Here is a 15,874-nt window from a genome sequence, read left to right on the forward strand (position 1 = left end):
GCAGTTGGGCGGCCAGACCCAATACGTCTCAGACACCGTGTCTAACCCGCCAGTATCCCGAACACAGACGGAACGTACTAGGGGTGGGCCGGCCCCGTCCGGCGCGACCGCGGACCGAACGCTTAGGGCCACACCGGCGTTCGGTTCGACCATGCCCGCCGACCTCGAGGAGAAGACCGACCGCTACGAGGGACTGCTCGCCGAAGCGCTCGACGCCGCCGAAGTCGCGCCGCCCGAGGGGACGCCCATGGCCGAGGCCGCCGGCGAGTGCGAGGAGATGGCCCGCTCGTACCTCGAAGACGGCCGCCACTTCCGAGACGACGACGACCCTGTGAACGCGCTCGCCTCCTTCTCCTACGGCCACGCGTGGCTCGACGCCGGCGCCCGCATCGGCCTGTTCGACGTGCCCGAGGAGGGACACCTGTTCACCGTTTGATCGCACGCGTTCGGAGCCATCAGGGCACCCGACACAGCGACCCGACGCCTCGCGAATTTCATCCGTGATTACTGGGGGTTCGACTTTAAGTGACTCGCCGGGATACCTCGCGTAACACGCGGTCACGGACCCACTATGTCACGCGAAGTCAGCGACGGGACGGGGAACGGGTGGAGCCTCGCGGCGTTCCAGCAGTGGCTCTCGCGTGCGGCGACGGCGCTGACCGGCACCCGGATCAACGTCCCCAACTACGACCCGGCGCGTCACGGCCGCCTCGTCGCCGACGACCCGCCGCCGGTCGGCCGCGAAGTCGAGCGCTACTGGCTCAACGCCCCCTTCGCGTACGTCTCGATCAGCTACGACGACGAGGAGAACGAACACCGCTACCACGTCGTCGAACCGTCCCTCGACGAGGGCGAACGCGACCTGCTCCACCGGGTGTTCGACGACATCCGCGACCCGCTCCTGTATCGCGACGACGTGAGCGACGACCCGACCGACGCGCTGCGCGAGGAACTGCGCCAGCGTCTCGAGGAGTACGGCGTCGACGTGGCGATGGAGACGTTCTACCGCCTCTTCTACTACCTCCACCGGTCGTTCCTGGGCTACGGGAAACTCGACCCGATAATGCACGACCCCGGCGTCGAGGACATCTCCTGTGACGGGACAGACCTCCCGATCTTCGTCTACCACGAGGACTACACCGACGTGGAGACGAACGTCGCCTTCGCCCGCGACGAACTCGACGACTTCGTGATCCAGCTGGCCCAGCGGTCCGGGCGACACGTCAGCGTCAGCGACCCCGTCGTCTCGACGACGCTGCCCGACGGCTCGCGCATCGAACTGGCGCTGGGCGACGAGGTGACCCCGCGAGGGTCGGCCTTCACGATCCGGAAGTACGCCGACGAACCGCTGACGCCGGTCGACCTGCTGAACTACGGCACGTACGACGACCGGATGCTCGCCTTCCTCTGGCTCTGCATCGAGCACAACAAGAGCCTCATTTTCGCCGGCGGGACGGCGGCCGGGAAGACCACCTCCATGAACGCCGTCTCGATGTTCATCCCGCCCCGCTCGAAGGTGATCACCATCGAGGACACACGCGAGCTGTCGCTCTACCACGAGAACTGGCTCTCCTCGGTCACCCGCGAGCGCATGGACGACGGCGACATCACGATGTACGACCTGTTGCGCTCGTCGCTCCGCCACCGGCCGGAGTACATCGTCGTCGGCGAAGTCCGCGGCGAGGAGGCGATCACGCTCTTCCAGGCGATGAACACCGGCCACACCACCTTCTCGACGCTCCACGCCGACTCCGTCCAGACGGTCATCAACCGGCTGGAGAACGAACCGATCAACGTGCCGCGGCCGATGGTGCAGTCGCTCGACGTGCTCAGCGTCCAGGTGTTGACCCGCTCGGGCGGCGAGCGCGTCCGACGGGCGAAGGCGATCTCGGAGATCGAGGGTATCGACCAGCGGACCGGCGACCTCGACTACTCGAACACCTACTCCTGGGACGGCACCGCGGACACGTTCTCCCGGAACAACAGCGAGCTACTGGAGGAGATCCGCGAGGAACAGGGCTGGACGCGCGCCGAACTGGTCCGCGAGTTCCGCAACCGACGGCGCTTTCTCACCTACCTCCAGGAGGAGGGGATCACCGACTTCCGGCGGTTCACCGCGATGGTCAACAAGTACTACGCCGACCCCGCCGAGGTCGTCGACACGATCGACGACGCCGCGGTGACCGTCGACACCGACCAATGAGTTCGGTGCTCGGTCTCGCGCCGCTCCTCGTGGCCCTCGGACTGGTCGCGCTCCTCCCGCTCGCGCCGCTCCACGACGGCCTGCGCACGCAGTTGACTCGCGCGGCTCGCCGGTACTTCGGCCGATATGTCCCCGACGGGGCGCCCGACCGACGGCGGCGACTGCAGGAGGCGTACGTGGACCAGACCTACCGCGCCTACGCCGCCGAGACCTACCTCGTGACGGCCCTGACCGCGGCGGCGGGCGCTATCGTCGGCGTCTACGTCTTCGGCGGGATCCTCCTGATCCTCCCCGCGGTCGGCGACTTCATCAACCAGTTGCCGAATGCGATGGCGGGCGCGCTGGGCCGACCGGAACTCGAACCCGAACTCGCGCCGAACCAGGTGTTCGCCGTCCTGACCGCCGGCGGCGCGGTCACGGGCCTCGTCACTGCGGGGTTCACCTACTGGTATCGCTGGGAGCGCCCGCGCAGTCACGCGGAGGTGCGCCGGCGCGGTATCAACGAGGGCCTCCCACGGACGGTCGCGTTCGTCTACGCGCTCTCCCGTGGCGGGATGGCGACGCCGGAGGTGTTGCGGACGCTGGCGCATAACCGCGACGTGTACGGGCACGGCGCCGACGAGATCTCCGTCGCCGTCCGCGAGATGGACCTGTTCGGCCGTGACATCATCACGGCCGTCCGCAACACCTCGAAGCGGACGCCGAGCGAGCAGTTCAAGACCTTCAGCGAGAACTTCGCGAGCGTCCTCCAGAGCGGGCAGAACCTCCCGGGATTCCTGCGCGAGCAGTACGACCGCTACCAGGACGAGGCCGTCGACCGACAGGAGGACATCCTCGAACTGCTGGCGACCATCGCGGAGGCGTACGTCACCATCCTCGTCGCCGGCACCCTCTTCCTGATGACGATCCTCCTCGTGTTCGGGCTGACGACCACGCAGACGATCGGCTTCCTCCGTCTGCTCGCCTATCTGATGATCCCGCTCGGCAACGTCCTGTTCATGCTGTATCTCGACGGGAAACTCGACATGCTCGGGGTCGCGAGCGGGAGCGAGACCGGCGCGCTCGCCGAGTCGATGCGGGGGGCCGGCGGCGTCCCGGAGCCCGACCCGGACGGTCCGGTGACCGACGGCGGCTACGCCGCGGCCGACAGCCGCCAGCTGGCCGCGTACGACTCGCTCGAACGGGTCCGCGCGGTGCTCAGCCAGCCGACGCGGACGCTGCTCGAACGACCGACCGCGATCCTCTACGTGACGGTCCCGGTCGCGGTGCTGTGGATCGCGCTCCGGGCCCCCGCGGCGTTCGCGACCGGCGGCGTGCAGCCCCGCATCCTGGACGACGTGCTCATCCAGGCGTTCCTGTTCGTCGTCGGCACGTTCGCGATCGTCTGGGAGCTGTACAGCCGGCGGATCGCCCGCATGGAGGCCGCGCTCCCCGAGTTGCTGGAACGCCTCGCGAGCCTGAACGACGCCGGGATGTCCGTCGTCGAGGGGTTCGAGCGGGTCCGCGAGAGCGACCTCGGGATCCTCTCGGTCGAGGTCGACCGGATCTGCCGGGACCTCACCTACGGGGCCAACGTCGACGACGCGCTCCGCCGGTTCGGTCTCCGCGTCCGCACGACCGCGACGACCCGCGTCGTGACGCTGCTGACGAACGCGCTCCGGGCCAGCGGAAACCTCGCGCCGGTACTGCGGATCGCCGGGGAACAGGCCTCGGCGGAGATCAAGCTCCGTCGGAAACGCCGCCAGCAGATGTTCACCTACCTCGTCGTCATCTACATCTCCTTCGTCGTCTTCCTCGTGATCATCATCGCGGTCCAGGAGGTGCTGGTGCCGAGCCTCCCGAACAACGTCCCGACGCCGGACGGGACGAACAGCCTCGCCGTCAACGTCGACCAGTTCGCCCGCTTCGGCCAGGTGGACAAAGCCGCCTACACGCTCGTCTTCTTCCACACTGCGATACTACAGGCCGTCCTCTCGGGGTTCATCGGCGGCCAGCTCGGCGAGGGGTCGCTCAAGGACGGCGCCAAACACGCCGCGATCATGCTGGCGGTCGCCTACGGCGCGTTCGTCCTGCTGTCGTCGCCGGTCGCCCAGGTCACCCTCGACGACCAGACGATGACCGCCGACACCGTCACCGTCGACTCCGCGTCGCTCTCCGAGGGCGGGTACGTCGCGATCCGCGCGCGGAGTCCGGACGGCGAGATCGTCGGCCACAGCGAGTACCTCGTCGCCGGCGAGCACGAGAACGTCAGGATACGACTCGAATCGACCTACGGCGAGGAGATGGATCTGTACGCGGTGCCGCACCTCGACACCGACGGCGACGAGCGGTTCGGCTACACCGGCGGGTCCGTCGACCGCACGTACCCCGACGACCGCTCGCAGATCTACGACGTCGCGCAGATCCAGCGCGGCGACTGACGGTGCGGTCGCGAACGGCAGTCCCCGGGCCCGCCCGGGGGTCGTCACCTTTTAGACCAGTGGCCGACCTACCGACGAGGCGATGGAGTTGGCCGCCTTCGCCGAGCGCGCACGGGCGATCGAAGCAGAGAGCGCCGACGGCGAGATACGCGAGCGCGTGACCGACCTGCTGACGGCGGCGAACGACGACCTGCCCGTCGTCGCCCGGTACGTCCAGGGCCGCGTGTTCCCCGCACACGACTCGACGAAACTCGACATCGGCCCGTCGCTGTGTTACGAGGCCATCGCGAAGGCGGCCGGCCGGAACGTCGCTGCCGACGACGTGGAAGCGCGGGTGGCCGACGTAGGCGACGTGGGCGAAGTCGCCGCGAACTACGACTTCGGCGGCCAGCAGGGTCTCGCCGCGTTCGGGGCGGGCGGCGGACAGTCCGACGACGACGGCCTCACCGTCGCCGAGGTTGACGCCGACCTCCGGGACCTCGCCGCGGTGGAGGGATCGGGAAGCACTGACACGAAACGGGACATCCTGTTTTCCCTCTTCAACCGCTCGGAGGGCGACGAAGCGCGGTATCTCGCCAGACTCGTCCTCTCGGAGATGCGCATCGGCGTGGGCGAGGGCGCCGTCCGAGACGCGATCGCCGACGCCTTCGACGTGCCGGTCGAGGCGGTCGAACGCGCCCTGCAGGTGACCAACGACTACGGCGAAGTCGCCGTCGTCGCCCGCGAAGAGGGCGGTTCCGGCCTGGAGTCCCTCGGACTCGAGATCGGCCGACCGGTCGGCGCGATGCTCGCACAGGCCGGGACCGTCACCGACGCGCTCGACGACTGGGAGACGGCCGCCGTCGAGTGGAAGTACGACGGCGCGCGGGTCCAGGTGCACCACGACCCGGCCGGGGGCGTGGGGGACGGAGCGGGAGAGAGCGACGGCCCGAACGACCGAACCCGCCTCTTCTCCCGGAACATGGAGGACGTGACCGACCCGCTCCCGGAGATCGTCGAGTTCGTCGAGGACGCGCTGGACGCGCCCGCCATCCTCGACGGCGAGGTCGTCGCCGTCGCCGACGACGGGTCGCCGCTCCCCTTCCAGGAGGTGTTGCGCCGGTTCCGCCGGAAACACGACGTGGCGAAGGCCCGCGAGGACGTGACCGTCGAGTTCCGCGCGTTCGACTGCCTGCACGCCGCGGGCGACGACCTGCTCGACGACCCGCTGGTCGACCGCCACGACCGGCTCGAAGCGGTGCTGGGCGAGGCGGGCGCCCCGGCGCTCTCGCCGCTCCACCTGTCCGACGACCCCGACGAGATCGCCGATATCGACGCCGAAGCGCTCGACGCCGGCCACGAGGGGATCATGCTGAAGAACCCCGAGTCGGCGTACACCCCCGGCCGGCGCGGGAAGAACTGGTTGAAGCGAAAGCCCGACGTCGAGACGCTCGACCTCGTGGTGACCGGTGCCGAGTGGGGCGAGGGGCGGCGGGCTGAGCTCCTCGGCACCTTCCTGCTGTCGGCCCGTACCGACGACGGCTTCGAGACGCTCGGGAAGGTCGCGACCGGCATCACGGACGAGGAACTCGAAGCCCTCTCGGACCTGCTCGAACCGCACGTCCTGTCGGAGGACGGCGCGGACGTGGACGTCGAACCCGCCGTCGTCTTCGAGGTGGGCTACGAGGAGATCCAGCCCTCGCCTACCTACTCGTCGGGCTACGCCCTCCGGTTCCCGCGCTTTCTCGGCGTCCGCGAGGACAAGGACCCCGACGACGCCGACTCGCTGGAGCGCGTCGAGCGGCTGGCCGAGCGGCAGTGACTCGGCCCGACTGCGACAACTGACCGACGCTCCGTCACGGACGGATCCGCCGCAAACCCAATCCCTTTCACCGCGAGGGCGGGAGTTCAGGGTATGACAGTTCGACACGACGGCCTGACGGTCGACTGGCTCGGCTACGCCACCCTGCGCATCGAGGGCGACGACACCGTGGTGTACTTCGACCCCGGTCGCTACGGCACGCTCACCGGCGAGTGGGAGCCCGATACCCCCGGCGTCGGCCACCCGCCCGCGCAGGACTACGACGCGCAAGACGGCGACGTGGTCTGCGTGACCCACATCCACCACTACGACAGCGACGGCGTCGAGCGCGTCGCCAAGGACGACGCCACGGTCGTCGCCTTCGAAGGCATCGACGTGACCGACACCGACCGCGACCTGACGCCGGTCGACGAACTCCCCTACGAAGTGGTCGAGGTCGGGATGGAGGACGAACTCGTCGTGGACGACGTGCCGATCATGACCGTCCCGGCGTACAACGACCCCGACGGGAAGAACGTGAACGAGGACGGCACGCCGATCCACCCGCGGGGGATCGGCTGTGGCTTCGTCGCCTCGGTCGACGACACGAGCGTCTTCTGGACGGGCGACTCCGACGCCCTCGACGGGCACGAGGAACTCGACGCGTCGCTGTTCGTCCCCTCCATCTCGCAGTCGTACACGATGGACCGCCACTCGGCCGCCGACCTCGCCGAGGCGATGGACCCGGACCTCGTCCTCCCGATCCACTACAACACGTTCGAAGCGCTCGAAGCAGACAGCGGTGCGTTCGCCGAAGACGTAGCGAAGCGCAGCGTCCCGGTCGTGCTGGACGAGCACTGAGAACTGAGCCGTCTGGCCGCAACAGCAGCAAAAAGGCGAGTACCGATTACAGGATGCCCATCTCTTCGAGCCGTTCGGGGAGATAGGTGTCGGTCACGAAGTCGAGCCCGTAGGACGCCAGGCTCTGCTGTTCGGACTTCTTCCCGATGTCGAGCTGGAGTTCGATCTGTTCCTCCCAGTAGTCGGTCTGGAAGCGCGGGTCCTCCAGTTCGCTCTCCAGCGCGTTCACGTCGGAGTCGCTGAGCGGGTCGGTCGGCAGGTCGTACTCGACGATGTCCTCGGGCTGGATGCCGATGTACTGGGCCTCGGGCGTCGCGAGGTACTCCGAGAGGTGCGCGCTCTTGATGGAACCGTAGGCGACGGAGCCGTAGATGCGGTACGACCACGGGTCACCGTCAGCGAAGACCACGACCGGCAGGTCGAGTTCGTCGTGGAGTCGCTTCGTGATCCGGCGGGTCGCCCGCGCGGGCTGGCCGCCGAGGTGGACGACGAGCGCGTCGTACTCGTCGTCGAAGCCGTTCTCGACCAGTCGGTCGCGCATACCACCGGTCTCCACGCACAGGACGAACTCCGCGTCGTTGTCGAGGAACTCGATGGTGTCCGGGTTGTTCGGGATCTGGTAGCCGCCCTGCCCGACGTCGTCCTGACAGTGGATCTCCCGATCGCCGCGGTTGGTCTGCTCGCGGAGGAGCAGCGGGCCCATTATCTTCGCCCCGGACTCCTCCGGGCGCATGTGGAAGTCCTCGCGCTTGACCTCGGAGACGATCTCGAGGTCCTCGATGAGGTTGTTCGACTCGTCCTGGCTGTTGAACTGCGCCTCGTCGAGGTCCCAGGACTCGCTCAGGTAGTACAGCTCACGCAGGGTGGACGAGCGGTCGTCGTCGAGCTGACCGGCGAGGAAGTCGATGGTGTAGGTCGCCTTCAGCAGCTTCTCCGCGCCCGAGATGGTCTTGGCCGTCCGCGTGCTCTCGCGGTCGCCGTACACCCAGACGTTCTTGTCCTCGTCGTACTCGATGTTGGACTTCGTCCGGGTGGGGATCTGCATCGTCGGCACGTCGCCGTCCTCGAACTGCTCGTAGAACTCCTCGGCCAGGTCGATCAGCTGTTCTCTCGCGTCCGCGTCTGTGTCAGTGCTCATTGTTAGGCGTCGATAGTGAGCCGCTCGGATTCGAGACCCTCGACTGAGATCTCGAACTCCGCGTCGTCGCCGACGTCGTACTCCAGCGTGGTCTCGTCGCCGCTCGACACCGACGTCGACCACTTGACGAACCACTCGCCGTCCATCTCGACGACGCTCGCGTCGCCGTTGGCCAGGACCGGCTCGCTCCCGGCGACGATGTCCGTGATCTCGACGTCCGCCGCGCGGTCGGAGTTGTTCTCGATGGTGAGTCGGACCGTGTCGCCGTCGCGCTCGCGCTCGACGAGGACGTTGTTCATGATCCGCGCGAGCGTGTCGTCGATGTCCAGCTCGTCGCTGCCGGTGACCTGCGTGAGCTTCTCGGCCATCTCCGGCAGGATCGTCGCCAGCTTGTCCTGTTTCTCCCGGCGCTGTTGCATCGAGCGTCGCTTCTTGAGGAAGGACTTCAGCTCGCGGGCCGCCTCGCGCATCGCGAGTTCGATCTCCGATTCGAGTTCGGGGACGTTCGCGACGGCGTCCTTGGACTCGCTCGTGAACGGCACGTTCGTCGAGGCGATGTGGACCATGATGACGACCGGGCCGTTGGGGATGCCCGAACCGCCCGGCTGGTCGAGGTTGTAGTTGCGCCAGTTGATGTTCTTGACCACGTCGGTGGTCGCACAGGCGCCGCGCTGATAGACGAGCGGGACGCGGTTGGCGAAGCGCATCACCTCGGCTTTGCCCTCGGCCTCGACGTCGCCGCCGTAGGCGAGGCCCGCCTCGACGATGAACGGGTCGCCGCCGTGGACGGACGCGTCGCGGGTCGAGGCGGCGAAGAAGTCCGCGTCGTACTCCTTTCGCAGCCCCTCCTCGATGAGTTCGGCGTTGATCGGCGCCAGACAGTCCGTCGGCGGCGAGATGATGTCCGTCTCCCGCATCGCTTCCATCAGCTGACTGGAGACGTCGCGGTCGTCACCGATCTCGTTCACGTTCGGCGGCTCGTCCGGCACGCGTTCGGCCGCCTCCCAGATTATCTCGACGACGTTCTCGCGAGCCGTCTCGCCGAAGGTCGCGTCGTCGTACTCCTCGGTCGCGTCCGCCGCTCGGCGGACGAACTCGCGGATCTCGTCGCGAGTGAAGCGGTGTCGGTGGTCCTCGGCGTCGCCGAACTTCGGCGCGAGCCTGTCGGCGAGCCCCTGGATCGTCGCGTCGTCTTTCTGCGTCGTCGTCACCTCGTCGATCATCCCGTAGAGGTCCGCACGGAGGCGCTCGTACTCCTGATCGTCGGCCGCGTCGACACCGTTACCGGCACCGACGACGGCGTTCCAGCCGGCCTCGACGGCGTTCTCGCGGACCGTCGAGCCGAACGTCGTGTCGTGTTTCTCCTCGACGTCGTCGGCGACGTCGTCGACGAGCGCGGCGAGTTCGTGGTGAGCGACGCGCTCGTAGCCGTCGAGGGCGTCGGAGACGCGGTCGGCGAACTCGGCGGTGGCGTCGGCGCCCTTGTTGGCGACGGCGGCGTCGAGCGCGCGTGCCACGTCCGCGTCCTCGTGGGCCTTCGGCGGCGTCCAGGCCATCTCGCGGCCGTAGTGGCGGTCTCTGAAGTTGTCGATGACGGAGTCGGCGGTTTTGCCGCCGACGCGGGTGAACTCGCCCTGGAGGAAGCCCGACACCGAGTAGGAGTCCGTGGCGTCGAGCATCTTGATGAGCGTCCCGAGTTCGACCCCGTGAGGGTGGGGTCGGATCTCCTCGGTCTCCTCGGGGAGCTGGTCGGTCACCCGCTCGTACTTCATGTGCTCGCTGGGCTCGCGCAGTTCGATGCGAGCGTGCGGGTTGACGACGGCGGTGTGTTTGATGTAGTCGTGGAGCTGGTTGCGAGCGCGCATGTTCGCCTCCATCTCCAGTTCGATGCGCGTGCCGTGGGGCCGCTCCCACGAGGTGGTCTCCTCGACGTCGATCTCTGGCTCGTTGGTGTCCGTGTCGATGATGAGCTCGAAGTACTCCGCGTCGGCGCTCCCCTGCGTCCGGGAGGTGACCTTCGCGGGCTTGCCGGAGGTGAGCTGCGAGTACAGCACCGCCGCGGAGATCCCGATCCCCTGCTGACCGCGGTTCTGCTCGCGCTTGTGGAAGCGTGACCCGTAGAGCAGTTTCCCGAACACCTTGGGGAGTTGCTCCTTGGTGATCCCCGGCCCGTTGTCCTCGACGATGAGCCGGTAGTAGTCGCCCGCTTCCTGTATCTCGACGTAGACGTCGGGTGCGATGCCCGCCTCTTCGCAGGCGTCCAGCGCGTTGTCGACCGCCTCCTTGACGGCGGTCACGAGTCCCCGGGCTCCGCTGTCGAACCCGAGCATGTGCTTGTTCTTCTCGAAGAACTCGGCGATGGAGATCGACCGCTGGCTCTCCGCCAGCTCCTCGGCGATCCCCTCACTCCCGCCGAGTTGCGACTGATGCGATGTCATCCGTGAAACCCCCTACTGGCGGGCAGGTTAAAAGGCGTTCGCCGGCGGAGTGAAAGTGAAACCCCCGCCTCGAACGCGCCGGCGGCGGTTTGACACCGGCTCCGACGCGCGGCGTGTCGGTCGACTGTGACGACCGCGGCGCGTAGCTGGGACGGGCTCCGAGCCGCCCGATATGACGGGTGAGCGCCACTCTCCGTGGGCGGTTTCGCGCTCGCGCGCGTGCGAGAGCTTTAAGGGGGCCGCTGTACTACCGGTAGACAGATTATATGTCACGGGAGCCTGACGAGTACGGCGCACAGCAGATACAGGCCCTTGAGGGCCTCGAGGCCGTGCGCAAACGGCCGGCGATGTATATCGGTTCTACGGACGACAGAGGACTGCACCACCTCGTCTACGAAGTCGTTGACAACTCTATCGACGAGGCACTGGCCGGGTACTGCGACACCATCTCGGTCACCATCCACGACGACGGGTCCGTCTCCGTCTCCGACGACGGGCGCGGGATCCCGGTCGACAATCACGAGAAGTACGACCGGCCGGCCGTCGAGGTCGTGATGACCATCCTCCACGCGGGAGGGAAGTTCGACAACAAGTCCTACCAGGTCTCCGGGGGCCTCCACGGCGTCGGCGTCTCCGTCGTCAACGCCCTCTCGGAGTCGCTCGAGGTCGAGGTCAAGCGGGACGGCGCCGTCTGGCGCGAGTCCTTCGAGAAGGGACAGCCACAGGACGGGGGCCTCGAACGCGTCCGCGACATGGACGAGGACGAGGAGACCGGGACCACGATCCGCTTCTGGCCCGACACCGGGATCTTCGAGGTCGACGAGTACAACTACTCGACGCTCGAATCCCGGCTCCGCGAGCTCGCCTTCCTCAACTCCGGCGTCGAGATCACGCTCGCCGACGAACGCGACGAGACCGGCGACACGTTCCGCTACGACGGCGGGATCCGCGAGTTCGTCGAGTACCTCAACGAGACGAAGGAACCGCTCCACTCGGAGGTCGTCTACTTCGAGGCCGAGGAGCAGGACATCCACGTCGAGGTGGCGCTGCAGGCCACGAACGAACTCCAGGGGTCGATCCACGCCTTCGCGAACAACATCAACACGCGGGAGGGCGGGACCCACCTGACCGGGTTCAAGACGGCGCTGACCCGCATCGTCAACGATTACGCCGAGGAGCACGGTCTGCTCGGCGAGATCGACGGCACCCTCAAGGGCGACGACATCCGCGAGGGGCTCACCGCCGTCATCTCGGTCAAGCACCCCGACCCACAGTTCGAGGGCCAGACCAAGACGAAACTCGGCAACAGCGAGGTCCGCGGCATCGTCGAGTCGACGGTCCACGAAGGGCTCGGGACGTACTTCGAGGAGAACCCCGACACCGCCGAGGTCATCGTCCAGAAGGCCCTCGAAGCCGCGAAGGCGCGGAAGGCGGCGAAGAAAGCGAAAGAGCTGACCCGGCGGAAGTCGGCGCTCGAATCGACGGCGCTGCCCGGCAAGCTCACGGACTGCCAGACGCGCGACCCCGAAGACGCGGAGCTGTTCATCGTCGAGGGCGACTCCGCGGGCGGGAGCGCGAAGCAGGGCCGCAACCCCGAGTTCCAGGCGATCCTCCCCATCGACGGGAAGTTCCTCAACGTCGAGAAACACCGGCTCGACCGGGTCCTCGAGAACAACAAGATCCGGACGATGATCCGCGCCATCGGGACGGGCGTCGGCGACGAGTTCGACATCGACGACCTGCGCTACCACCGCATCATCCTGATGACGGACGCAGACGTCGACGGTGCTCACATTCGGACGCTCCAGCTGACGTTCTTCTACCGACACATGCGGCCGTTACTCGAACACGGTCACGTCTACGCGGCCCAGCCGCCGCTGTACCGCGTCCGGTACAAGGGCGACACCTACGACGCGATGACCGAGGCCGAGCGCGACCGGATCGTCGAGGAGAAGTGCGACGGCAACCCCGACCAGGTCCAGCGGTTCAAGGGCCTCGGCGAGATGAACCCCCAGCAGCTCTGGGAGACGACGATGAACCCGGAGTCGCGTCGCCTGAAGCAGATGACCATCGAGGACGCCGCCGCGGCGGACAAGATGTTCTCGGTCCTGATGGGCGACGCCGTCGAACCGCGCAAGCAGTTCATCAAGGAGCACGCTCCCGAGGCCGACTGGGTGGACATATGAAACGCGACGCGACTTCGATTCGAGACGGAGAGGTGACACTATGAGTTCAGACGTTCCCGACCCCGACGACGTGACGCCGGCCGCTGAGGTCGACCGCGTCCGCGTCGAGAGCGAGATGGAGCAGAGCTACATCGACTACGCGATGAGCGTCATCGCGGGTCGCGCCCTGCCCGACGTGCGCGACGGCCTCAAGCCGGTCCACCGGCGCATCCTCTACGCGATGCACGACATGGGCCTGTCGAGCAACACGGCCCACCGGAAGTCCTCGTCGGTCGTCGGCGAGACGATGGGTGACTACCACCCGCACGGCGACTCCGCTATCTACGACACGCTCGTACGGATGGCACAGGACTTCTCGATGCGCTACCCCCTGGTCGACGGCCAGGGCAACTTCGGGTCGATGGACGGCGACCCGGCCGCGGCCATGCGGTACACGGAGGCCCGCATGACCTCGATCTCCGAGGAGATGCTGGCGGACATCGAGAAGGACACCGTCGACTTCCAGTCGAACTACGACGACCGGCTCACTGAACCGGAGGTCCTGCCCGCGAAGGTGCCGAACCTCCTCGTGAACGGGTCCTCGGGCATCGCCGTCGGGATGTCGACGAACATCCCGCCGCACAACCTCGGCGAGGTGATCGACGGCGTCGTCCACGTCATCGACAACCCCGACTGCGACGTCGACGACCTCGTCGACACCCGCGACGAGCGCGGCAACGGCACTCCCGGCCCGATCAAGGGCCCCGACTTCCCCACCGGCGGGACGATCGTCGGCCGCGAGGCCGTCTACTCGGCGTACGCGACCGGTCGCGGTCGCGTCACCGTCCGCGCGAAGTACGAACTCCAGCGCGACGAGGGCCGGATCGTCGTCACAGAGATCCCCTTCCAAGAGAACAAGGCGCGGATGGTCAAGCGCATCGCCGAGGACGTCAACGAGGGGACGATAGAGGGCGTCTCGGACCTGCGCGACGAGTCCGACCGCAACGGCGTCCGCATCGTCATCGAACTTCAGCGCGGCGCCAACATCGACCTGGTGGAGAATCAGCTCACCAAACACCACCTCGAGTCCACCTTCGGCGTCATCAACCTCGCGCTCGTCGACGGTCAGCCGCGAGTGCTCACCCTCAAGGAGACGCTCACGGAGTACCTCGACCACCGCAAGGAGGTCGTCCGTCGCCGCTCCGAGTACGAACTCGCCGAGGCCGAGGACCGCGCACACATCCTCGAAGGGCGCCTGAAGGCGCTCGAGCACGTCGACGCGGTCGTCGACCTCATCCGTAACAGCGAGGACCGCGACGCCGCCAAGGCCGCGCTGCGCGGCGAGCTCGACCTCGACGAACTCGACGCCGAGTTCGAGCACCTCGACGACCAGTCGGCCTTCGACTTCTCGGCCGACCAGGCCGACCACATCGTTCGGATGCAGCTCGGGTCGCTCACCTCGATGGAGGCCGCCGAGATCGAGAGCGAGTACGAGGACCTCCAGGACGAGATCGAGCGCCTGAACACCATCCTCGACGACGAGTCCGAACTCCTCGCGGTCATCAAGGAGGAGCTCCAGGAGATCAGGGACGAGTACGCCGACGAGCGCCGGACGGACTTCGTCCAGAGCGACGAGATCACCAACGAGGACCTCATCCCGGAGGAGGACGTCGCCGTCGTCATCACCGAGGACGACTACATCAAGCGGATGCCCGTCGACCGCTTCGACCCGCAGGGTCGGGGCGGCAAGGGCATCATCGGCGCCGACCCGAAGGAGGGCGACCAGGTGTCGAAGGTGTTCCGGGCCAACACCCACGACTACCTGCTCTGTTTCACCAACCAGGGGCAGGTGTACAAGCTCAAAACCTACGAGATCCCGGAGATGAGCCGGACGGCACGGGGCAAATCCGCCGTCAATCTCATCGACTTCGACGACGACGAGGAGATCACCGCCGTCGTCAACACGGACGAGTTCGAGCCCGAGGAGTCCATCGCGATGGTCACCCGACAGGGGTACATCAAGCGCACGAACGCGGAGGACTTCGAGAACATCCTCTCGACGGGCATCATCGCCGCCGACCTCGAAGACGGCGACGAACTCGTCGACGTGGAAGTCACCGACCGGACGAAGGACCTGGTGATCGCCACCGAACAGGGGATGACCATCCGCTTCGACGAGAGCGAGGCCCGCGAGATGGGCCGTAACGCCCGCGGCGTCCGCGGGATCGACCTGCAGGGCGACGACCGCGTCGCCGGGATGGTCGCCGCCGAGGAGGAAGACGACCGGTGTCTGCTGACCGTCACCCGCAACGGGTACGGCAAGCGGACGCCCCTCTCGGAGTACCGCGCCCAGTCCCGCTACGGGAAGGGGCTCATCGACATCAAGACCGACGAGCGGAACGGCCTCGTCAGCACCGTCAAGGCCGTCGCCGAGGACGACCACCTCCTCATCATGAGCGAGCGCGGCCAGATCATGCGGATCCGCGCCGGCGACGTGAGCGAGGTCGGTCGGAACACGAAAGGCGTCGTCGTGATGAAACTGGAGTCGGGCGACCAGGTCGCAAGCGTCGACGCGATCCCCGCCTCCGTCGGCGATATCGACGCGGACGAAGAGTAACACCGCGAGCGCGCCGCAAGCGCGTCTCGGTTGGCCCGTGAGTCGAGCGAACGGGGCCACGTCAGAGCTTTGCTCTGACGCTTTTTTGGTCCAGATTTTTTGGCCGATGGTGCCCGCAGTGAGCGCGAGGTCGACCGAAGGGAGACCTCGATACGAACGGGGAGCGGAGCGACCCGTGAGCGGAGCGAACGAGGACACCGGAGGCGAAAAAAGGTGGTAGCGGGGTGGTCGTGATGAAACTGGAGTCGGGCG

The 15,874-nt window shown here is 67.2% G+C and carries 9 protein-coding genes; 7 read left to right on the forward strand and 2 right to left on the reverse strand.

The window, feature by feature from the left end; genetic code table 11:
* The first annotated feature begins 151 nt into the window (after positions 1-151).
* The 5 genes from D1409_RS04945 (at position 152) to D1409_RS04965 (ending at position 7,264) form a co-directional block, all read left to right on the forward strand.
* Complete coding sequence (locus tag D1409_RS04945) at positions 152-436, forward strand: DUF357 domain-containing protein (protein ID WP_123534598.1); 285 nt, start codon at positions 152-154, stop codon at positions 434-436.
* A gap of 135 nt (positions 437-571) precedes the next feature.
* On the forward strand, positions 572-2,203 hold the full coding sequence (locus D1409_RS04950; RefSeq protein WP_123534600.1) for a type II/IV secretion system ATPase subunit: 1,632 nt from the start codon (positions 572-574) through the stop codon (positions 2,201-2,203).
* Positions 2,200-4,623 (forward strand): type II secretion system F family protein, encoded by a 2,424-nt coding sequence (locus tag D1409_RS04955; RefSeq protein ID WP_123534602.1) that lies wholly within the window; start codon positions 2,200-2,202, stop codon positions 4,621-4,623. The genes D1409_RS04950 and D1409_RS04955 overlap by 4 nt, the downstream gene beginning before the upstream one ends.
* Positions 4,624-4,705: 82 nt before the next feature.
* On the forward strand, positions 4,706-6,424 hold the full coding sequence (gene ligA / locus D1409_RS04960) for an ATP-dependent DNA ligase LigA (protein ID WP_123534604.1): 1,719 nt from the start codon (positions 4,706-4,708) through the stop codon (positions 6,422-6,424).
* Between the two features lie 93 nt (positions 6,425-6,517).
* Entirely contained in the window at positions 6,518-7,264 is a 747-nt protein-coding gene (locus D1409_RS04965; RefSeq protein WP_123534607.1) for an MBL fold metallo-hydrolase, read from the forward strand.
* Between the two features lie 46 nt (positions 7,265-7,310).
* Here the strand turns inward: D1409_RS04965 and D1409_RS04970 are convergent, their stop codons facing one another.
* Together D1409_RS04970 and D1409_RS04975 are read right to left on the reverse strand one after the other, a co-directional pair.
* Positions 7,311-8,402: a DNA topoisomerase IV subunit A gene (locus D1409_RS04970; RefSeq protein ID WP_123534609.1), complete on the reverse strand. Its 1,092-nt coding sequence runs from the start codon at positions 8,400-8,402 to the stop codon at positions 7,311-7,313.
* Positions 8,403-8,404: 2 nt separating this feature from the next.
* Positions 8,405-10,840, reverse strand: coding sequence for a DNA topoisomerase VI subunit B (locus tag D1409_RS04975; protein WP_123534611.1), 2,436 nt, complete (start codon positions 10,838-10,840; stop codon positions 8,405-8,407).
* Between the two features lie 266 nt (positions 10,841-11,106).
* On the opposite strand from D1409_RS04975, the gene gyrB reads away from it, so the two are divergent.
* Positions 11,107-13,026, forward strand: a complete 1,920-nt coding sequence (gyrB, locus tag D1409_RS04980) for a DNA topoisomerase (ATP-hydrolyzing) subunit B (RefSeq protein WP_123534613.1) — start codon at positions 11,107-11,109, stop codon at positions 13,024-13,026.
* A 40-nt stretch (positions 13,027-13,066) separates the two neighbouring features.
* Positions 13,067-15,622 carry a DNA gyrase subunit A gene (gene gyrA / locus D1409_RS04985; protein WP_123534615.1) on the forward strand — a complete coding sequence of 852 codons (2,556 nt, stop codon included), beginning with the start codon at positions 13,067-13,069 and terminating at the stop codon, positions 15,620-15,622.
* Positions 15,623-15,874: the final 252 nt, after the last annotated feature.

Origin of the sequence: Halosimplex salinum (assembly GCF_003730195.1) — an archaeon.
Classification (GTDB): Archaea; Halobacteriota; Halobacteria; order Halobacteriales; family Haloarculaceae; genus Halosimplex; species Halosimplex salinum.

Excerpts from the sequence above, each read along its gene's own strand:
- D1409_RS04945 (WP_123534598.1), top strand. The coding sequence starts at position 152 with ATGCCCGCCGACCTCGAGGAGAAGACCGACCGCTACGAGGGACTGCTC.
- gyrA (WP_123534615.1), top strand. The coding sequence starts at position 13,067 with ATGAGTTCAGACGTTCCCGACCCCGACGACGTGACGCCGGCCGCTGAG.
- D1409_RS04970 (WP_123534609.1), bottom strand. The coding sequence starts at position 8,402 with ATGAGCACTGACACAGACGCGGACGCGAGAGAACAGCTGATCGACCTG.
- D1409_RS04975 (WP_123534611.1), bottom strand. The coding sequence starts at position 10,840 with ATGACATCGCATCAGTCGCAACTCGGCGGGAGTGAGGGGATCGCCGAG.
- D1409_RS04955 (WP_123534602.1), top strand. The coding sequence starts at position 2,200 with ATGAGTTCGGTGCTCGGTCTCGCGCCGCTCCTCGTGGCCCTCGGACTG.
- D1409_RS04950 (WP_123534600.1), top strand. The coding sequence starts at position 572 with ATGTCACGCGAAGTCAGCGACGGGACGGGGAACGGGTGGAGCCTCGCG.
- ligA (WP_123534604.1), top strand. The coding sequence starts at position 4,706 with ATGGAGTTGGCCGCCTTCGCCGAGCGCGCACGGGCGATCGAAGCAGAG.
- D1409_RS04965 (WP_123534607.1), top strand. The coding sequence starts at position 6,518 with ATGACAGTTCGACACGACGGCCTGACGGTCGACTGGCTCGGCTACGCC.
- gyrB (WP_123534613.1), top strand. The coding sequence starts at position 11,107 with ATGTCACGGGAGCCTGACGAGTACGGCGCACAGCAGATACAGGCCCTT.